A 19,145-nucleotide genomic window follows, 5' to 3' on the forward strand; every position below is an offset into this window, starting at 1 on the left:
TATGGCGACGGAGTGCGTCCAGTCCGCGCGCCGGGTGAAACGATCGTTTCGTTAAATTCCTGCTTCAGGCTGGCGCATTGCACCAGCATGGTGATCCATCAGTGAAACAAAAGTGACGGAAAGGGCCGAAGTGTTGGCAAAGCGCTAAAGAATTTGCCACAGTGGCAAAAGACCTTTTTCAGGAGAAAGCAAGATGGCAACCATAGCCTGTCTGCATGCGGCAAGAAGCAACATAGTGCTGTTTGAAGAGGCGCTGCAAGCGTTGGATTATGATGAGGTTCAGCTGCTGCACTGCGTGCAAAGCGAGCTGTTAACTCAGGCGGCAGAAGCGGGCGAAGTGACTCCCGACATTGAGGCGGCCGTCAGCCATATCCTTGACGAGCTGTGCCAGCAGGCCGATGCGGTGATCGTCACCTGTACCACGCTGGGCGTGGTGGCACTGGATCCTAAACGTTTCAGCAAGCCTGTTATTCGCGTGGACGCGGCGCTGGCGAAGGCGGCCTCGCACTATCACGGCGCGGTGCTGGTGCTCTGCACTGCCCATTCTACGCTTGCGGCCACCACGCGGCTGTTCGAGGCGTTTATTCCCGGCAGCCGTCTGGCCGTAGAACTGATCCCGCGCGCCTGGGCCTTTTTCAACCAGGGGGATATGGATGGCTACCATCGTGAGATCGCGCACTATATTCGCGATCGCCACGAGTGCGCGCTGGGCTGTATCGTGCTGGCGCAAAGTTCGATGGCGGGCGCGGCAAAGCAGATCAATACCACGCTGGCGGTGCTGACCGGCCCGGAAACCAGCCTGCAGGCCGCGCTCGAAGCTATTCTTTAATTTTTAAGGCGTTAAAAAGAGCTAGAGCGCAGCGGCAAAGCGTTTTAAGGTGTAGCCCCACGCTTTGACAGGAAACCACTATGTTCGATTTAACGCTGTTTATTCTGCTGTTTCTGGCGGGGCTCAGCTACTTCAGCCACAACCTGACCGTCGCTATCGCTTTGCTGGTGCTGATCGTGGTGCGCATGACGCCGCTGAACGCGCTGTTCCCGTGGATTGAAAAGCAGGGCGTCACCGTCGGGATTGTGATCCTGACCATTGGCGTCATGGCGCCCATTGCCAGCGGCGCGCTGCCGACCAGCACGCTGATGCACTCCTTTCTGAACTGGAAATCCCTGCTGGCGATCGCGGTAGGCATTTTCGTCTCCTGGGTAGGCGGGCGCGGCGTCAGCCTGATGGGATCGCAGCCTACTATCGTCGGCGGCCTGCTGATCGGCACGATTATCGGCGTGTCGCTGTTTCGCGGCGTGCCGGTCGGGCCGCTGATCGCCGCCGGGCTGGTGTCGCTGTTTATCGGTAAAATGTAGCCGTCCGCAGAAAGCGTTCTCTGCTATGATGACGCTCTTTTTTTTCGCCAGGAGAAACCGGTGAGCAAGCAGGACAAGCGCAGCAAGCGCGCCAAACTCAAAGCCAAACAGGCCAACAACGCCCGCGCGCGTGGCAAACAGCTGGATGCGGTCGGCCGCAGCAGCTACGTCGCCACACCCGAAATGATCGAGCTGTTCGCCAGCCTGCCGCCGCTGGACGAGCAGGGCGATATGCCTTTTGTCGGCGACGTTTACCGCTGGTGTGACGAGGAATATGGCTTTGACGGCGATAGTGCGGAAAACGAGATGTTGCAGGTTGCCGCGCTTTGCGTGCTCTATATCCACTGGCGCACCAGCGAAGGCGCGACCTCGCTGAACCAGAACGAGATGATTGAAGCGGCTATCCGCCTGAGCGAAGAAAACGAAGCCTTTAAAACGCATTATCAGGCGGCGCGCACGCTTATAGTAAAATAGCGCTAACGGGCGTTCCGGATGAGGAAACCCGCATAACTGTCCGCGCTTTCCAATGCATTTCCGCCCGGTCGATATCAGCGGCAACGCCGACGCAAAGACGGAAACCATTGCTTTAGCGCTGGTGGAGAAATATCTGACGCCATAACCAGGGAGCAGGCAAGATGTTAATAAAAAGGGGTTCAGGCTGGCTTGGGGCGATGCTGGTGCTGCTTATGGCAGGCTGTAGCCATAAGTCTGAGGTCAAATCGCTGGTCACGCCTTATGTGCCGCCCACGCCCGTAATAAAGCCTCAGCCTGTGCGCGGCGTCTGGCTGGCAACGGTGAACCACCTCGACTGGCCGCCGCCTGCTTCTCTAACGCTTGCCGATCCCGAACTGCGCATCGCGCGACAGCAGCAGGCGCTCGTTCAGCGGCTGGATAAGTATGTGGCGTTGGGCATCAATACGGTCTTTTTCCAGGTGAAGCCTGACGGCACCGCGCTTTATCGCTCCGCGATTTTGCCCTGGTCTGCCGAGCTGACCGGGGCAATCGGCCAGCATCCCGGTTACGATCCGCTGCAGTTTTTGCTCACCGAGGCGCATAAAAGAGGCCTCAAGGTACACGCGTGGCTTAATCCTTACCGGATCACGATGAACACTTCGCCAGCCACGGTCAGTGCGCTGCAAAAAACGCTGCGTCAGTCACCGGCCAGCGTTTTCGTGCTGCATCGCGACTGGGTGCGCGTCGCCAGCGATCGCTACGTGCTGGATCCGGGACTGCCGCAGGTTCGCCAGTGGATCAACAGCGTGGTCGCCGAGCTGGTAAAAAACTATGCGATCGATGGCGTGCAGTTCGATGACTATTTCTATTATGAAACGCCCTCGTCGCCGCTGGATGACAGCCGCAGCTGGCAGCAATACGGCGCAGGCTTTGCTGATAAGGCCAGCTGGCGGCGCAACAATACGCTGCTGCTGGTTAAAGAGGTGGCGGCGACGATCAAGTCCCTGAAGCCGGAGGTGGCGTTCGGCATCAGTCCGGCAGGCGTCTGGCGCAATGCGGACAAAGACGAGCGCGGTTCCGATACGCGCGGCGGCGAGGCTTACGATCAGGCCTTTGCTGATACCCGACTGTGGGTTAAAGAAGGGCTGCTGGATTATATTGCGCCCCAGCTTTACTGGCCGTTCGAGCGGAAAATCGTGCGTTATCCCACGCTGGCGAAATGGTGGGCTGACGTGGTCGGCAGCGGCCCCGTCAAACTCTATATCGGCGTGGCGCTGTATAAAGTGGGCAAGCCTACGGCTACCGAGCCGCAGTGGGGCGAAGAGCAGGGCGTGGCCGAGCTGAAAAGGCAGATTGAGCTCAACGAGACGCAGCCCGGCGTGGCCGGAACCATTCTGTTTCGCGACGCTTTTCTTGACGAGCCGCAAACGCAGCAGGCGGTGAACTACCTGCGCAGCCGCTGGGGTAAGCAGTAAAAAAAGAAACGCCGCCCATAAGAGGCGGCGTTCTGTTTTTGCAGGCTGCCTAGCCCGGATAAATGCCGCGATCTTTCCTTGCCATCAAAATACGCTCACAGGCAACGATATAGGCAGCGGTACGCAGGCTGCACTCTTTTTCCCGCGCTTTGTCCCAGATATGGATCATCGCTTCGGACATAATTTTGTCCATTCGCTCATTGATCTCGCTCTCGCTCCAGAAGAAGCTGGCCATATCCTGCACCCACTCGAAGTAGCTGACCGTTACGCCGCCCGCGTTACAGATAACGTCCGGCACTACGGTAATGCCGCGCGACGCCAGCATATCATCTGCGTCCGGGTAGGTTGGGCCGTTAGCGCCTTCCAGGATCAGCTTGCAGCTCAGTTTTTCCGCGCGCTCACGGGTGATTTGTCCTTCCAGCGCCGCCGGGATCAGAATATCCATCGGCAGCTGCCAGAACGCTTCCGCGTCAATCGTCTGCGCGCCGCTGAACCCGGCGATATTTTTATGCGTCGCCTGCCAGTCGGTCAGCGCGGTCAGATCGATGCCTTCGGCATTGTAAAGCGTGGCGGAGTGATCCTGAACGGCCACCACCCGCGCGCCAGCGGCGACAAACAGTCGAGCCGCTTCGCTGCCGACGTTGCCGAAGCCCTGAACGGCAAGGCGCGCGCCGTCCGTTTCGATATTCAGGCGACGGGCGACTTCACGACCGGTAACAAATACGCCCCGACCGGTGGCTTTTTCACGGCCCAGCGATCCGCCGAGATGCACCGGCTTGCCGGTCACCACGCCGGTAATGGTGGTGCCCTGATTCATGGAATAGGTATCCATCATCCAGGCCATCACTTTGGCATTGGTGCCCACGTCCGGCGCCGGAATATCCTTTTGCGGGCCGATCACCAGGCCGATTTCGCTGGTGTAGCGACGGGTCAGTCGCTCCAGTTCGCCTTCGGAAAGCTTAAAGGGATCGACGCGGATGCCGCCTTTGGCACCGCCGTAAGGCAGGTTTACCGCGGCGCACTTGATGGTCATCCAGGCGGAAAGCGCCATGACCTCATTTAAGTCGACGTTGGGATGATAGCGAACGCCGCCCTTGCCCGGCCCGCGCGACAGATTGTGCTGCACGCGAAAGCCTTCAAAGTGACGAATGGAGCCATCGTCCATCTGAAGAGGAATATCCACGATCAGCGCGCGTTTAGGATGGCGTAGCGTATCGACCCAGCGACTCAGCTCGCCCAGGTAGGGCGCGACGCGATCGATCTGCTGCAGGTAGGTGGACCAGGCGGTGTTGGGGCTTTCTGACGCGTAAGATAGCTTATCCATAACAATGCTTTCCTGACAGTTATAAATGCTACGAAATGATGAGGGAGCCAGTGCTTCTGACCTGAACGCGGCATAATCTAACATTAATGAGTTGTTTTTAATTCATTAAATTAATGTTAATAAGAGCACGGAAAGGTGGATCGGCTGAGGGCAGGCGAATAATTAATTACCGCATTGACCCGTAGCCAGCCTTTGTATCAGGCTTTGGGAATAATTATGCATATCCACTGCATGTAGTTCGGTACGCCTTTATTTATCAGAACTTTGAGCCGGTTCAAACTTTGCCGAAAGCCTGCCAGGCGCGCGCGCTGCACGAAAAGGTTAACGTCTGCCACATCTTTTGTTACATTATAACACTCACTTTTTCAGTACCAACGGTAAACTCACCTGCGTTTACCTTGTCTTACGCCGTATCGTTAGAATAATAACGTTTTCAATACCAAAGCCGCTTTGGTCATGCCATTCACTGCCATAACAATGACGGGACAGATGAAAAGATTGCTTTTTTTGACGCAGTATCGGGTCTGCTGCTTTATCGCCTTTTACACGGGCATTTTATTAAACCTGCCGATTTTTCTCCGCCGCTTTCATCAGCTTCACTACGACGCCCTGCTGTCGATCGCCATTGAGGTGGTCGCGGCTTTTGCGCTGGTGCTGTTTACCACGCTGCTGGCCTCGCTGGCCGGCCGGCTGCTGTTCCGTGTTCTGACTTCGCTGCTGGTGGTGTTTTCCGTGGCCGCCAGCTATTACATGATCTTTTTCAACGTCGATATCGGCTACGGCATTATCGCGGCGGTGATGACCACCGACAGTTTCGATCTGTCCAGGGAGTCGGTCGGCTGGGATTTTGGCGTCTGGCTGGGCCTGGTGAGCCTGCTGCCGCTGCTGATCCTGTGGCTCGCGCCGCTGCCGGAAGCGGCCCTGCGGCGGCGTAACGGTGGCGCTATCGCCCGGCGCATCGGCGTCATGCTGGCCGCAGGCCTCTGCTGCTGGCTGCCGCTGAAGGTGATGGGCGAGCACCAGGATAATCTGGATCGCCAGCATAACCGCATGATGGCCAGCTACGGCGGCGTGGTCGCCGGCACCTATTCGCCATCAAACTGGCTGTCGGGCATGGGGCTGCTGGCCTACAGCAGCTGGAGCCAGGCAGAAGACAGTCGTAAACTGTTCGATCCCGCCGCGCACTTTACCTATAAGCCGCCAAAAGATGCGGACAGCCTCTATATCGTGTTTGTGATTGGCGAAAGCGCGCGGCGCGATCATATGGGGGTTTACGGTTACCAGCGCGACAATACGCCTTACCTGGATAAAGAGCCTAATCTGGCTGCGCTCCAGGGTTACTCCTGCGACACCTCAACCAAACTCTCGCTGCGCTGCATGTTTGTGCGCGAGGGCGGCGCGTCGGAAGCGCCAGAGCGCACATTGAAAGAGATGAACGTGTTTTCCGTGCTGAAAAAGCAGGGCTTCTCCTCCGAGCTGTTCGCCATGCAGAGCGAGGCCTGGTTTTATAACAAAGCGCTGGCGGACGACTATGCGCTGCGGGAAACCATTCAGTCCGAAAAGCGCAACGTCGGCAAGCCTATCGACGATATGGCGCTGGTCAGCGAGCTGAAGGATTCTGTCGAGCGTCATCCGCAGGGCAAACACCTGGTTATTCTGCATACCAAAGGGTCGCACTATCTTTATACCGAGCGTTATCCGCGTAGCTTTGCGCGCTATCAGCCGGAATGCCTGGGCATTGACGACGACTGCACCACGCAGCAGATGGTTAACTCTTACGATAACAGCCTGCTTTATACCGATTACGTGCTGGAGCAGGTCTTTAACCAGCTGCGCGATCGTAACGCTATTGTGTTTTATGCTTCCGATCACGGCGAGTCGATTTCGCAAAATATGCATTTCCACGGCACGCCGCGCAATCAGGCACCGATGGCGCAGCGCAGCGTGCCGATCATGGTCTGGGCATCCGACAAATTTTTACAGCACCCCGATCACGCGGCGGCCTTTAATCAGCTGAAAAAAATGGCGCAGAATAAGACGCCGGTATTCCACGAAAAGCTGTACGACAGCCTGTTAGGCTGCGCGGGCTTTACCTCGCCGGACGGCGGTATTAATCAGTTGCGTAACTGGTGTCACGTGCCCTGAGTCAGACTGTTAACAGGCAGACTCAGGACTGCCGTAAGATTGATGACAAACGCAATGGCCTGGCGGTGCACTGCCGTTTTTGGCAGCAATACCACCGCTTCATTACGGCAAAGGGCGAGCGGAAAGCAAACGCGCATGGACGCGCGCAACGAGCCGCCACGGATGGGTTCACGGCGTTTTCGTATTCCGCTGCCGCTTTTCACCCGCTCAGGCGCGAGCGGTTGTATAAAGACTGAATAAATAATATGCAAAGCGCTCGTGTTAAAAGCGTCTGTAGACGATAAGCTACTGTCAACTTTGCCTGAAACGCCACAAGCAGGTATTCTACGGGCCATATTTACTGAGACGGTTATTGAGGTCGACATGATTATTAAACCACGCATTCGTGGCTTCATCTGTGTTACCGCCCATCCGGCGGGTTGCAAAGCTAACGTTGAAAAACAAATTGATTACGTGACCCGCCAGGGCAAAATTGCCAACGGCCCTAAAAAGGTGCTGGTGATTGGCGCTTCTACGGGTTACGGCCTTGCTGCCCGCATCTCTGCCGCCTTTGGCTGCGAAGCCGATACGCTGGGCGTGTTCTTCGAGCGTCCGGGCGAAGAAAACAAACCGGCTACCGCTGGCTGGTATAACTCTGCGGCTTTTGAAGAGCTGGCGGAAGCGAAGGGCCTGTATGCAAAAAGCATCAACGGCGACGCTTACTCAGACGAAGTAAAGCAAAAGACCATTGAGCTGATTAAACAGGATCTGGGTCAGGTCGATCTGGTGGTATACAGCCTGGCTGCGCCGCGTCGTACCCATCCAAAAACCGGCGAAGTCTTTAACTCTACGCTGAAACCGGTTGGCAAAACGCTGCACACGCGCGGCTTGAACACCGATAAAGAAACCATTACCGATATCACGCTGGAACCCGCTTCTCAGGAAGAGATCGACGGCACCGTAGCGGTGATGGGCGGCGAAGACTGGCAGATGTGGATTGACGATCTGAACGCGGCCGGCGTGCTGGCTGAAGGCGCGAAAACCACCGCCTTTACCTATCTTGGCGAGCAGATCACCCACGATATCTACTGGAACGGTTCTATCGGCGAAGCCAAGAAAGACCTGGACAAGCGCGTCCTGACTATTCGCGACACGCTGGCGGAAAAGGGCGGCGACGCGCGTGTTTCCGTACTGAAAGCCGTGGTTACCCAGGCCAGCTCTGCTATTCCGGTGATGCCGCTTTACCTGTCGCTGCTGTTTAAAGTGATGAAGGAAAAGGGCACTCACGAAGGCTGCATCGAGCAGGTTTACGGCCTGTTCAAAGACAGCCTGTATAACGCCTCACCAATTCTTGACGATGTTGGCCGCCTGCGTGCCGACTACAAAGAGCTGCAGCCAGAAGTGCAGGATGAAGTGGTGAAGCTGTGGCCGACCGTCACTAACGAAAACCTGAACGAGCTGACCGACTTCGTTGGCTACAAAACAGAGTTTATGCACCTGTTCGGCTTTGGCCTGGACGGCGTTGATTACGACGCCGACGTCAACCCGGATGTGAAAATCAAAAATCTGGTGCAGATGTAAGCGTAAAGGCGTCCTGCGGGACGCCTTTTTCTTGTTTATCGCTTTTTCAAAAAACAGACTCAGCTTCGCCAGGCCTTTATCCCGTACTGTTTACGGCTTCTGTCTCACGTATTGTTTCCCCGCCCACCTCAATGTAGTGAATAAAATGCATTAATTACGCTGGTAATTAACACGTTCGTCTTATCACTTTTGCTATTAAAAAATCATCAACCCCCTGTAAATAATATGTATTTAATCCTCTGAAAAAATCATCCATCATAACTTACTAATTTATAAGGCAATAAACATAGGTGATCTTGCCGAACACGATAATTCGGCAGAAATAAAAAACATTTTTTCGCAGAAAAATTAGCAGCGAAGCGGCAAGTAACCACTAAAACTTAAAAATAACTAATGAAAGATCCCGGAAGATCAGCGTCTTATTGCAAATAATCGGCGAGATTTTTGGTTAAATTATGCTCACTGGCTAAATAATGAGCAGAATCGATCGTCAGGATCGAAAAAGCTACGTGTACAAAATTTAACCGTGATGGGTAATGTGTCATGGCAGGAGGAAAATAATTTAATAAGCGGTTATTTTCTTCTGCGCTTTTCAGATGAGCCTGAACCCGATCAGAAAAGTTTATTTTTCTGGACGTGATTTTGCGAAGTAAATAAGCGTTTATAACGATTTTACTTTCATTTAAATTAATGGAAGGAACGTTAATCTCTGTTCGACCAGAACAGATAACTCAATGATAATTTTCGGAGGATTTATGTCTGAACTCATTACTATTACCCTAATCAATAATTCCGGTACACCCAGAGACTTTTATTTTTTTCAGGAACCGGCAAAATACACTGGCGGGGCGGAAATTTATTCTAATAGTCTGCTGCACTGTCAAATAGCATCTTATTCATCTCAGGGCACAAGCTATCAGTTTCAGCTTGAATTACAATATCATGCTGGCGTGCAGTCTTTTAAAAATACGCCGGAAGTAGGTAAGCCTTCTGGATACTACTCGGCTATTCAACAAATTGATTTAACGCCAGCAGATGGGGTTGCTGCCAGCGTTGCCACCATGACCGCACAACCGCTGGGGCTGTCACTCCCGGTCATACCGGATGCCAGTCAAAATGTTCAGCCGGGGGCTTTCAGGATTGTCGTGCCTCAGTTTGATTCTTCACTGGAAACTTATTACGGTGGTTCCGCTGTCTCGTTAAGTGACGGTACCGTGGTGCTTTCTAACTTTTCAACGCTAACGCCTAACAGCTATCTTGATTGCCAGCCCGTACTGACTTTTTATGTGGCTCTGGGTAGTTATGAGTCTGGTCAGGTAATGAATTTCACCACCTCATCTTCTGCGGCCAGCGTCGGCGTTTGCGATGCTACAAAAGGCGATACTGATTTTTATATTGAATATACATCTTCCGGCAATTTTGTCAGCAGCATTAAACGACGCCCTCATTAAAAATGACGGGCGATAAAATCTTTTGTGGTTTTATATTCCTTAATTTTCATCAATACAATGCCGGCACCCGGACAACTGGGAAGAACACTGAATGATGGTTTTTTTAATAAACAGCCTCAACGTGAGGCTGTTTGCCGCTCCGCCTGCCAATAGATTATTTCCCTGTAGTGCAAAATTACCAGATCGATATTATTCAGGCTAATAAGAGGCGTTATGAACGAACTGACTGCAATCAATGTTCTCCCGGCCCTGGTTCTTTGCGGCGTGGCTGGCATGGTCGGACAGGGCATAAGGGCCGTCGTTGGGCTAAACAAGGCTGGCGATTTTCAGGCAGATAAATTTGAACATTTTCATTTTAACGCCCCATACCTTCTGGTTACATTAATGATTGGTTTTATTGCAGGCTGTATGAGCGGATTGATCATCGGTATTGAGGACTTTATCCATCAGCTGCAGATAGATAAATTATTTGCTGTCATTTCAGCAGGCTATGCAGGGGTGGATTTTATCGAAGGTAGCCTCAACCTGCTGATAAATAAAGTAGCTCCTGACAGGCAGTCCTCGTCCGTGAATGCCGGGAAAGAAGCCGAAACCAATCCGGCAATTCCTCCCTCAACAGGAAGCGCAGGCTCGTTATCTAATGAGCAGATACCTGCAAAAAAAGCTAAAGATAATGCAGACATCGATAAGTTAAGCCATGCACTTCATCAACTCAATAGCGGTATCGACGTCCAACTCTGGGCACCCATCCTGGTGCAATATTTTGCCGAGTATGATTTTACTACCAGTCGCCGTAAGGCGGCGGCGATCGGGCAGTTTATGGTTGAGGCGGGATGCGACCTCAGTCAGCTGGAAGAAAATCTGGATTACGCTTCCGCTCAACATATTATGCTGATATACGGCAAGCATTTTAAAAACGAGCAGGAAGCAAAACTCTTTTGCCACCAGCCGGAAAAGCTGGCAAACCGCGTTTACGCCAACCGGATGGGAAATGGATCAGAAGCTTCCGGAGAGGGATATCGTTATCGTGGCCGCGGATTGATTCAACTAACAGGCAAAAACCTGTATCAAAAATTCGCGCAGGAAAAAAATATCACGCTTGATAGCGTCACGACATATTGTTCCACTCAGCAGGGCGCAGCAGACTCAGCCTGCTGGTATCTGAAAAACAATGACTGTTTGTCGCTGGCGGATCGCTGGGATTTGATCGGCATTACGAGGCGGGTAAACGGTTGGGAAGCGACAGGCGAAGATAAAAGATTTGAACTAACCGAAAAGCTGTTAAATATCCTTAATGCGGACTGAGAACGGCCCTGATTTAATAACAGATTTATCAATCATACTGTAACAGGAGGTGAAAAATTTAGCCTGCGTTTGAAACGCTGGTACTTTTATTATTTACCCTTTAGCTATTTATTCTGAATACCGATATGCGGAAATAACCGCTTTATCGGCCAGACACAGAACCCCTGTCTTCTTATTGGAGAATTGCATCATGAAATTATTTAACGGTAAAAATAGCTTTGGTTTGCTTATGCTTATAAGCTTACTGGTCGTCAATAATTCCGCCTTTGCTGCCGAAACGCTTTCTTTAACTAATGGTTGTCATGAGGTTATGCCAGGTAAAAGTGATACGGGTGTGCTCTTTAAAAAATCACCAGACAATGAAAAAACAAAAATATTAAGCGCGGTAATAAAAGATGATACCAGTAAAAAACAAATTACAATTTCCAGTGCAAAATCTTCCTGCTTTTATGCAGTAAAAACAAAGCATTCCTACTGCTTAACAAGTACCGGTGACCCGAACGTTTTATCAATGGTAACCGCTGAGCCGTCAAGTAGTTCTTCTGTCAGTGCTTGTAAATAACATGATCAGATAGCTATAAAAAAGCCGGTAACGGGCGTTACCGGCTTTGATCCGTACAGAACGGATAACTATGCGAGAGAAGCCGCCGTGCGCTCTACCAGCGCCAGCAGAAGCTTGATGTCTTCCAGCGTCACGGTTGGGTTCAGCAGCGTCATCTTCAGGCAGGTTACGCCGTTGTGTTCGGTCACGCCTACGTTGGCGCGCCCGGAATCCAGCAGCGCATCGCCGATCTTCTGGTTAAGCAGGGCGATTGCCGCATCGTCGCCCTGTTGCGGACGGAAGCGGAACAGCACGCTTGCCAGCTGTGGCTCCATCACCAGCTCCAGCGCAGGCTGTTCGGCAACCCAGGCCGCAACCTGCTGCGCCAGCGTTACACCGTGATCGATGATTTCGGCATACTGCTTCTGGCCCAGCGCTTCCAGACCCATCCACATTTTCAGCGCGTCGAAACGGCGCGTGGTTTGCAGGGATTTGGAAACCAGGTTCGGCACGCCCTGAGCTTCATCGAACTCAGAGTTCAGGTAGGCCGCCTGGTAACGCATCAGCTCGTAGTGACGCGCTTCTTTCAGCAGAAACGCGCCGCAGCTGATGGTCTGGAAGAACTGCTTGTGGAAGTCCAGGGTGATGGAATCCACCAGCTCAATGCCGTCCAGATAATGACGATACTTATCAGAAAGCAGCAGCGCGCCGCCCCATGCCGCATCAACGTGCAGCCAGGTCTCGTTTTCTGCTGCGATCTGCGCGATTTCACGCAAAGGATCGATAGCGCCCGCGTCGGTAGTGCCCGCCGTTGCGACGATAGCCAGCACCTTTTCGCCGTTGGCTTTTGCCAGCGCCAGTTTGTCAGCCAAATCCGCCGTATCCATACGCGCAAAGCGATCGGTTTTCACCAGCGTCACGGAGCGGTAGCCCAGACCCATCAGCGCCATATTCTTCTGCACGGAGAAGTGGGCGTTTTCAGAGCAGAACACTTTAATCTTGCTGAGATCGCCCGGCAGACCATCCTGCTGGACAGAGTGGCCCTGACGCGCAAAGAACGCATCGCGCGCCAGCATCAGCCCCATCAGATTGCTCTGGGTGCCGCCGCTGGTAAAGACGCCCGCGTCGCCGGCCTGATAGCCGACCTGAGCGCGCAGCCATTCAATCAGCTTCATCTCAATGATGGTGGCTGAAGGGCTTTGATCCCAGGAGTCCATGCTCTGGTTGGTGGCGTTGATCAGCACTTCCGCCGCCTGGCTAATCACCAGGCTAGGGCAGTGCAGGTGCGCCACGCACTGCGGATGATGCACAGACAGACTGTCTTTCAGGAAGTACTCGATCGCACGCTCAATGGCGGCCTGGTTGCCCAGGCCCTCCGTGGTGAAATCCAGCGCGATACGCTCACGCAGCTCGGCTACGCTTTTGCCCTGATACATCTCAGGCTGTTGCAGCCACTGCACGACGGCCTGGCTGGTCTGGGCAATAGCCTGCTGGTAGGCTTCGGTGCTCTGCGCCGAAGCTGCCAGAATAGGGTTGGACCGGGACATCAACTTCACTCCGCAGAAACAGGTTTAACGCCGGCAGCAACCAGGGCGACTTCAAATTTATCCAGGAAAATACCCAGCTCTTCATTGCTGATCAGCAGCGAAGGCAGCAGGCGCAGCACGCAGCCGTGACGGCCGCCGCGCTCCAGGATCAGGCCAGCTTCAAAGCATTTCTTCTGCAACAGCGCGGAAAGCTCGCCGTCGGCTGGGTAGCAACCCATATGATCCTGCGGCTCGTTCGGCTTGACGATCTCAATACCCAGCATCAGGCCCAGGCCGCGCACGTGGCCGATGACCGGATAGCGCTTCTGCATCTCTGCCAGTTTCGCTTTCAGCCATTCGCCCTGTTCGGCAACTTTATCGGCGATATTGTTGTCTTTCAGGTGACGCAGGGTGGTCAGGCCGGTTGCCATCGCCAGCTGGTTGCCGCGGAAGGTGCCGGTGTGGTGGCCAGGTGCCCAGGCGTCGAACTGCTTTTTGATGCCCAGCACGGCCAGCGGCAGACCGCCGCCAACGGCTTTGGACATGACAATGATGTCCGGCTCGATGCCCGCGTGCTCGAAGGCGAAGAACTTACCGGTACGCGCGAAGCCAGCCTGCACTTCGTCCAGGATCAGCAGAATGCCGTGTTCCTGGGTCACTTTACGGATGCGCTGCAGCCACTCGACCGGAGCCGGGTTCACGCCGCCTTCGCCCTGAACCGCTTCCAGGATCACCGCCGCAGGTTTGCGCACGCCGCTTTCCACGTCGTTGATCAGGTTTTCAAAGTAGTAAGCCAGCGCCTGCTCGCCCGCCTTGCCGCCGATACCCAGCGGGCAGCGGTACAGATGCGGATAAGGCATAAACTGCACTTCCGGCATCATGCCGTTAACGGCTTCTTTCGGTGACAGGTTGCCCGTTACCGCCAGCGCGCCGTGGGTCATGCCGTGGTAGCCGCCGGAAAAGCTGATCACGCCGGTACGGCCGGTGTATTTTTTCGCCAGCTTCAGCGCGGCTTCAACGGCGTCAGCGCCGGAAGGGCCGGTAAACTGCAGGCAGTATTCTTTGCCCTGGCCCGGCAGTAAAGAGAGCAGGTAGGCAGAAAATTCATCTTTCAACGGCGTCGTCAAATCGAGCGTATGTAACGGCAAGCCACTGGTAATGACATTTTGGATGCTCTGCAGCATATCAGGATGGTTGTGGCCAAGCGCCAGCGTACCTGCACCGGCAAGACAATCAAGATATTGATTATTCTCAACATCTGTAATCCAGACTCCCTGTGCTTTAGCAATGGCGAACGGCAGCTTGCGCGGATAGCTCCGCACGTTCGATTCATATTCAGCCTGACGGGCTAAAAACGCTTCATTGTTTCCTGATGAATTCGCACCAAAATTATCAATACGGACTTTATCCGTCATCATATCTCTCCTACAACCAGGGTTATAAATAACGCCGTAGTTGAAAAATAAATTAAAAGTGTGAGCGCTGTAAAAAAGCGCGGCCAATATAGGACTTTTCAGCCCCCGACTCAATCATTAATTTTGTTAAGATTACTTTAAGTTTTTCCTATAGTAATCAATATGTTGTTGGTTTTCTGACCCATTATCAGCCCGATGCTTTATTAACATCTCTACAACAAAGCACAAAAAAGGCCTTTTTGAACGCTTTGTGGCGTGCAAAAGGCGAGCAAGGCGATGCTCTACCGGGGCAAAAACCGCTTTAACGGCCAACGAGCTGACATTTACCCGCGTGCTTAATAAGCGCAGCGGCAATAAAACCCGCTTACCCCTGGGCTTATTAAGCGCAGCGGCCGTAACGCGCCGCTTCGTTTATAAATGCCCTGAGGAAAGTCTTAAACAAAATAGAAGCAGACGACTTAACCTGCTGTTTTTAATTATAGAGCAAGCAAAGCCTGCGCGATAATGAAACAATTTTCTCGCTCTGAGCTAAATCATAGGCTGTACTCAAATTAAATAACGCGGGCTTACAATTTGAAACGGGAGTGCGGAAATGAGCAATCTGTTAAATATCAACGCTGAGGAGATCCTTACCCTTTTCCGCAAACATTTTCCGGATCTGCCGGAGGATATGGAGAGCAGCGTTAACGCAATTTTAGTTACCGAGCCGCCTCAGGAGGTCAATGCCGAAGTCACGCTTTCAGGGCAGGGTGAAGAGCATCTTATTCACTGTCAGATCATTGAAGGCTATAGCAACACCTGCACCGGCAAGGCCGCTCCGGCTATTTTCCCCTTGCAGCTTGCCAGCACCGGCACGCTCAGCAGCGCGGACTATGCCTTGCTGTTTCGGGATACGGCCCATTTTTACCTGGCCGCCAGCCTGGCGCTCACCGGAATTTTGTTTTATGACGCCGAAAAACAGCAGCTGCTGGGACTTTATACGGGATCGGCCATCGCTTCTGACGACAGCGTATCGTTTCTGCTGGCAGGCGGCTGGCACTCGAAAACGATGGACTGACGAACGGGGCCGTGACGGCCGGATTGTGGAAGGAGACTGTCGTACATCTGCTTACAGGTAATTACGCAAATCTGACAAAATGCTGTAGCGCCGTGTCAATTTCTGTTAATTTGTGGCACTGCTTTTTACGATACAGGCATTATTACCGTGATTTACGACTGCTTTTTATACTATGACGAAGATATGCTGCTGGAAATCCGGCTTAATACGCTCCATAAACACGTAGATAAGTTTGTCGTCGTTGAGTCGCTTTATACGTTTACGGGCAAGAAACGTGAACGTCTGCATTTTGATATCGAAAAATTTGCGGCCTTCAGGGATCAAATTATTTATGTTGTTAACGATCGCGTGCCGGTTATTTATCAGCAGGCTTTTTATTCCAACAGTTCTCTGGTCAACGCAGGGGAGACCGATCCCTGGCAAAACGAAAGCCATGCGCGTAACGCAATTATGCAAGGCCTGACGGACGCGCGGGATGACGATATCATTATCATATCCGATGTGGATGAGATCCCCCATCCTCAGGCGCTGGCGCAGTTCAGCCACAGGCACCTTTGCACCACGCTCTATCAGCATTTCTATAATTTTAAATTTAATTTGCAGGTCATGAACGAAGACGGGACGCCGCGCCTGTGCAAGCTGCCTAAAATGGTGACCTATAAAAACCTGAAAGGCTTTTTTCACGGCCAGCCCGAGCTGCTGCGCAACGTGAAGCGTAAAGGTACGCCGATTAGGGACAGCTGGCTACGCTGGAACCTGCTGAAATTTCGCACCAAAATCGTTCAGCGGGGTGGCTGGCATTTCTCCTGGGTGATGACGGATGAACGCATCAGCGAAAAGATGTCGACTATTTCTCATATTGAGCACGATCGGCCGGAATTTAATAATCCCGACCATATTCGCCGCTGCGTCGAGAACAATATCGACATCTGGAACCGCCCGCGCAAAATGAAGATAGTGCCGGTCGATAACGAGCATTTGCCGGGCTGGCTGGTGGCTAACAAAGCGCGCTTTCAGGCGTTTTTGAAAGAGTAGCGCGCTCCGTGACCACCGGCGCTCTGCCTATGCTTCGCCGCCATATTGCTCATCGGTGACTTTTTCGAGCCACTCCACAACTTTGCCATCCTGCGCTTCCTGGATCGCGATATGGGTCAGCGCGGTTTTGGCGCTGGCGCCATGCCAGTGCTTCTCAAACGGTGGGATCCATACCACGTCGCCGGGACGGATTTCACGCGCCGGTTCGCCCCAGGTCTGCACATAGCCAAAGCCTGCGGTTACGATCAGCGTCTGGCCCAGCGGGTGCGTATGCCAGGCGGTACGGGCGCCTGGTTCAAAGGTGACGCTGCCGCCGCTGGCGCGTGCGGGTTCGTTGGCAGGAAAAAGCGGATCGACGCGCACGGTGCCGGTAAACCAATCTTCAGGGCCTGCATAAGAAGCCTGAGAACCGCATTGATAGATATCAGTCATTATTTTTTCCTTGCAGATGAAAGGCCGACTGCGCCGCAGAACAAGCGAAGAGGGCGGACGAAATGAGATTAACGATAAGCGTAGCGCAAAACGAAGGCGAGAATAAGCTGACTGAACCGAATAAGCTAATGAGTGGCGCTCATGAATAGAATTAATTAATTAATTATTAAGGCTTTATTCTTGTCCTGATCTTTATCGTAAAGCCAGATGCTGATTTTTGCAGTTATTTGCCACGAGAAGTTAAAGGTAACTATGGTTTCCAACCTCAATATTATTTTTTAAAAACGCTGACGGGTGGGATAAATAAATGCTCTGAATAATCAAAATCGTTGGGCAAAGTGTTCAGCGCTACGCAGAAAATAACCTGCTACAGCGCAAGAAATGTTCCATCAGCTGAACCATTAAGAGGCTTTTTTAGTACGTTACAGCGATCTGGCCTATAGCGTTTTGTCATTACTATAGTCTGTAGGGTAAAACGTAAATTGGGATGCCATATAATCCTTTATTATGAGAGGTTTATAAGGTAACAATACCTCGCTTAAAATAAGCCAAAGCAGAAAGGCTCTTCTTAAAACAGGGCAGCATCAAGGGCGGAACAGCCTGCCCGTGCCGCCCAACAAGAAACGCCGTTTAGCTATGCATCGCAAGGCCTTTAATCGCTTTATCGACCGCTTTCTTAGGGCCGCGGATCGCCAGCCCCACTAAATTAAGATTGTCCGGGTCTTCTGCCTGAAAAGCCTGTCGGTTGGCCTCGTCGTGACCGGTCGAAAACATCGCCTGGACGTAAGGGATCAGCGTCAGCTCGCGCGCCAGTCCTTTGCAATGCGCAGCCTGTAAACCGGCGAGATCGGCGGCAAACACCAGCATCGGCTGCCCGGCCATACAACCGTAGCGCTGGCCTTTAGCGTCTATATAAGGTTCGCCCCGAATTTCCGGCGCGGCGTAAGCGATACCGCTGGCTAAAAAGGCCGTTACGTTCAGTCGCTGCCAGATGGCAAGATCCTCGCGCACAATCAGTGCGATTTTACTGTCAAACATGCTGCTCTCCGCTGAGTAAGTCAGCTTTTATCTTCAGCGGAGAGAGGACTGGCGGTATAGAACATTTGTGCACTGCTGCTGGTAAGCCGCAGGCGTAATGCGGTAAGCGCGACGGAACCAGCGGCCAAGATGACTTTGATCGGCGAAGCCCACCTGCGCGGCCGCCTGCGCCGGGTGGCATCCCTGCGCCAGCAGCGCGCGTGCGGTTTTCAGCCGTAGCCTGACCAGATAAGCGTGCGGCGACTGGCCGAACGCCTGCTTAAACTGGCGCGTCAGGCGAAAACGATCCAGGCCAACGGCAAGCGCTACATCGTCCAGTCCAATATCGCTGGTCATTGACTCATGCAGAAAATCCCTGACGCGCAGCATGCCGCACAGATCCTGCGCCGCAGAAGGGCGGCCGTGCAGATGACGCGACAGAAGATCCACCAGCCGATCGAGATTTTGATCGCGGGCGAGCCTGCCTTCGGCGCCATGAATAGTGCTGAAAGCCTGCTGGATCGTCAGGTTGAGCCGATCGTCCTGCATCAGGGTTGAGCGAAAAGCCGCTTCCAGCGCGGAAATCTCGCCCAGGCCGCGCCGCTGGAGCTGAGTATTCAGCCAGCTTTGCGGCAGATAAAGCATGCTGTAGGTAAAGCCTTCCGGATTTGGGGCGTGGCCGTCATGTACCGCGCCCGGCTCAATCAGCATAATCTGTCCCGGCGTGCTGGTATGCAGCCTGCGGTGACAGTTAAAACGCTGTACGCCCATATGCGTTACGCCGACCAGCATCTCGTCATGATCGTGCGGATCGTAGGCGTGCCCGCAAAAATGGGCGTGAACGCTTTCGATGCCGGTTTCATTATCCCGGCGCAAAGTCAGCCAGTCGCCGGTAAGAGAGTTTGACATGGATGCTTTTTCGCCTGTACACCGCTCAGCGGCTAAATAATTCAGGCGAGTAAACTAGCATCCACGCCAGCCGCGGCGCAAGGTGGCCTCAATAAGACGCAATCCTTATCGAAGCCGTTGCCGGGTGGCCGCAGAAAAAGTAAA

At 53.2% G+C, this 19,145-nt stretch carries 17 protein-coding genes; 11 read left to right on the plus strand and 6 right to left on the minus strand.

The window, feature by feature from the left end; all coding sequences use genetic code 11:
• Positions 1-193 precede the first annotated feature (193 nt).
• The 4 genes from AB3U87_RS04965 (at position 194) to AB3U87_RS04980 (ending at position 3,284) form a co-directional block, all read left to right on the plus strand.
• On the plus strand, positions 194-829 hold the full coding sequence (locus AB3U87_RS04965; RefSeq protein WP_301250941.1) for an aspartate/glutamate racemase family protein: 636 nt from the start codon (positions 194-196) through the stop codon (positions 827-829).
• A gap of 80 nt (positions 830-909) precedes the next feature.
• Positions 910-1,356, plus strand: coding sequence for a DUF441 domain-containing protein (locus AB3U87_RS04970; protein ID WP_125290076.1), 447 nt, complete (start codon positions 910-912; stop codon positions 1,354-1,356).
• 60 nt (positions 1,357-1,416) lie between these two features.
• Positions 1,417-1,830, plus strand: coding sequence for a hypothetical protein (locus AB3U87_RS04975; protein ID WP_301729604.1), 414 nt, complete (start codon positions 1,417-1,419; stop codon positions 1,828-1,830).
• A 161-nt stretch (positions 1,831-1,991) separates the two neighbouring features.
• Positions 1,992-3,284, plus strand: a complete 1,293-nt coding sequence (locus AB3U87_RS04980) for a glycoside hydrolase family 10-like protein (RefSeq protein ID WP_253454328.1) — start codon at positions 1,992-1,994, stop codon at positions 3,282-3,284.
• A 49-nt stretch (positions 3,285-3,333) separates the two neighbouring features.
• Here the strand turns inward: AB3U87_RS04980 and AB3U87_RS04985 are convergent, their stop codons facing one another.
• A complete protein-coding gene (locus tag AB3U87_RS04985; RefSeq protein WP_253454327.1) occupies positions 3,334-4,608 on the minus strand; it encodes a Glu/Leu/Phe/Val family dehydrogenase in 1,275 nt (424 codons plus the stop codon).
• A gap of 489 nt (positions 4,609-5,097) precedes the next feature.
• Between AB3U87_RS04985 and eptB the strand changes: the two genes are divergently transcribed.
• The 5 genes from eptB to AB3U87_RS05010 all read left to right on the plus strand — a co-directional run bounded on the left by eptB (position 5,098) and on the right by AB3U87_RS05010 (position 11,631).
• Positions 5,098-6,753, plus strand: coding sequence for a kdo(2)-lipid A phosphoethanolamine 7''-transferase (gene eptB, locus AB3U87_RS04990; RefSeq protein ID WP_394148607.1), 1,656 nt, complete (start codon positions 5,098-5,100; stop codon positions 6,751-6,753).
• A gap of 363 nt (positions 6,754-7,116) precedes the next feature.
• Positions 7,117-8,313, plus strand: coding sequence for an enoyl-ACP reductase FabV (gene fabV / locus AB3U87_RS04995; protein WP_253454325.1), 1,197 nt, complete (start codon positions 7,117-7,119; stop codon positions 8,311-8,313).
• A 755-nt stretch (positions 8,314-9,068) separates the two neighbouring features.
• A complete protein-coding gene (locus tag AB3U87_RS05000; protein WP_253454324.1) occupies positions 9,069-9,764 on the plus strand; it encodes a hypothetical protein in 696 nt (231 codons plus the stop codon).
• A gap of 213 nt (positions 9,765-9,977) precedes the next feature.
• Positions 9,978-11,069, plus strand: a complete 1,092-nt coding sequence (locus AB3U87_RS05005) for a glycoside hydrolase family 19 protein (RefSeq protein WP_253454323.1) — start codon at positions 9,978-9,980, stop codon at positions 11,067-11,069.
• A gap of 190 nt (positions 11,070-11,259) precedes the next feature.
• Entirely contained in the window at positions 11,260-11,631 is a 372-nt protein-coding gene (locus AB3U87_RS05010; RefSeq protein WP_253454322.1) for a hypothetical protein, read from the plus strand.
• Positions 11,632-11,699: 68 nt separating this feature from the next.
• On the opposite strand, the gene AB3U87_RS05015 is transcribed toward AB3U87_RS05010, so the two are convergent.
• Together AB3U87_RS05015 and AB3U87_RS05020 are read right to left on the minus strand one after the other, a co-directional pair.
• The gene (locus AB3U87_RS05015; protein ID WP_253454321.1) at positions 11,700-13,157 is read right to left on the minus strand and encodes a pyridoxal phosphate-dependent decarboxylase family protein; all 1,458 of its coding nucleotides are present in this window, start codon (positions 13,155-13,157) and stop codon (positions 11,700-11,702) included.
• A 5-nt stretch (positions 13,158-13,162) separates the two neighbouring features.
• The gene (locus tag AB3U87_RS05020) at positions 13,163-14,554 is read right to left on the minus strand and encodes a diaminobutyrate--2-oxoglutarate transaminase (protein WP_253454320.1); all 1,392 of its coding nucleotides are present in this window, start codon (positions 14,552-14,554) and stop codon (positions 13,163-13,165) included.
• 589 nt (positions 14,555-15,143) lie between these two features.
• Here AB3U87_RS05020 and AB3U87_RS05025 point away from each other — a divergent pair.
• Together AB3U87_RS05025 and AB3U87_RS05030 are read left to right on the plus strand one after the other, a co-directional pair.
• Positions 15,144-15,608, plus strand: coding sequence for a hypothetical protein (locus tag AB3U87_RS05025; protein WP_394148611.1), 465 nt, complete (start codon positions 15,144-15,146; stop codon positions 15,606-15,608).
• 147 nt (positions 15,609-15,755) lie between these two features.
• Positions 15,756-16,643: a glycosyltransferase family 17 protein gene (locus tag AB3U87_RS05030; protein WP_253454318.1), complete on the plus strand. Its 888-nt coding sequence runs from the start codon at positions 15,756-15,758 to the stop codon at positions 16,641-16,643.
• 27 nt (positions 16,644-16,670) lie between these two features.
• Here the strand turns inward: AB3U87_RS05030 and AB3U87_RS05035 are convergent, their stop codons facing one another.
• From AB3U87_RS05035 to AB3U87_RS05045, 3 genes are all read right to left on the minus strand, one after another.
• Positions 16,671-17,075 (minus strand): (R)-mandelonitrile lyase, encoded by a 405-nt coding sequence (locus AB3U87_RS05035; protein ID WP_253454317.1) that lies wholly within the window; start codon positions 17,073-17,075, stop codon positions 16,671-16,673.
• 630 nt (positions 17,076-17,705) lie between these two features.
• Positions 17,706-18,113 (minus strand): DUF2000 family protein, encoded by a 408-nt coding sequence (locus AB3U87_RS05040; protein ID WP_125290061.1) that lies wholly within the window; start codon positions 18,111-18,113, stop codon positions 17,706-17,708.
• Between the two features lie 33 nt (positions 18,114-18,146).
• Positions 18,147-19,001, minus strand: a complete 855-nt coding sequence (locus AB3U87_RS05045; protein ID WP_125290060.1) for an AraC family transcriptional regulator — start codon at positions 18,999-19,001, stop codon at positions 18,147-18,149.
• Positions 19,002-19,145 lie beyond the last annotated feature (144 nt).

This window comes from Erwinia plantamica (genome assembly GCF_043420595.1).
Taxonomy (GTDB): Bacteria; Pseudomonadota; Gammaproteobacteria; order Enterobacterales; family Enterobacteriaceae; genus Erwinia; species Erwinia aeris.

What these genes read in the sequence shown, in the direction of transcription:
- AB3U87_RS04965 (WP_301250941.1), top strand. Translation starts at nt 194, where the DNA reads ATGGCAACCATAGCCTGTCTGCATGCGGCAAGAAGCAACATAGTGCTG.
- AB3U87_RS04970 (WP_125290076.1), top strand. Translation starts at nt 910, where the DNA reads ATGTTCGATTTAACGCTGTTTATTCTGCTGTTTCTGGCGGGGCTCAGC.
- AB3U87_RS04980 (WP_253454328.1), top strand. Translation starts at nt 1,992, where the DNA reads ATGTTAATAAAAAGGGGTTCAGGCTGGCTTGGGGCGATGCTGGTGCTG.
- AB3U87_RS04985 (WP_253454327.1), bottom strand. Translation starts at nt 4,608, where the DNA reads ATGGATAAGCTATCTTACGCGTCAGAAAGCCCCAACACCGCCTGGTCC.
- eptB (WP_394148607.1), top strand. Translation starts at nt 5,098, where the DNA reads ATGAAAAGATTGCTTTTTTTGACGCAGTATCGGGTCTGCTGCTTTATC.
- fabV (WP_253454325.1), top strand. Translation starts at nt 7,117, where the DNA reads ATGATTATTAAACCACGCATTCGTGGCTTCATCTGTGTTACCGCCCAT.
- AB3U87_RS05000 (WP_253454324.1), top strand. Translation starts at nt 9,069, where the DNA reads ATGTCTGAACTCATTACTATTACCCTAATCAATAATTCCGGTACACCC.
- AB3U87_RS05005 (WP_253454323.1), top strand. Translation starts at nt 9,978, where the DNA reads ATGAACGAACTGACTGCAATCAATGTTCTCCCGGCCCTGGTTCTTTGC.
- AB3U87_RS05010 (WP_253454322.1), top strand. Translation starts at nt 11,260, where the DNA reads ATGAAATTATTTAACGGTAAAAATAGCTTTGGTTTGCTTATGCTTATA.
- AB3U87_RS05015 (WP_253454321.1), bottom strand. Translation starts at nt 13,157, where the DNA reads ATGTCCCGGTCCAACCCTATTCTGGCAGCTTCGGCGCAGAGCACCGAA.
- AB3U87_RS05020 (WP_253454320.1), bottom strand. Translation starts at nt 14,554, where the DNA reads ATGATGACGGATAAAGTCCGTATTGATAATTTTGGTGCGAATTCATCA.
- AB3U87_RS05025 (WP_394148611.1), top strand. Translation starts at nt 15,144, where the DNA reads ATGAGCAATCTGTTAAATATCAACGCTGAGGAGATCCTTACCCTTTTC.
- AB3U87_RS05035 (WP_253454317.1), bottom strand. Translation starts at nt 17,075, where the DNA reads ATGACTGATATCTATCAATGCGGTTCTCAGGCTTCTTATGCAGGCCCT.
- AB3U87_RS05040 (WP_125290061.1), bottom strand. Translation starts at nt 18,113, where the DNA reads ATGTTTGACAGTAAAATCGCACTGATTGTGCGCGAGGATCTTGCCATC.
- AB3U87_RS05045 (WP_125290060.1), bottom strand. Translation starts at nt 19,001, where the DNA reads ATGTCAAACTCTCTTACCGGCGACTGGCTGACTTTGCGCCGGGATAAT.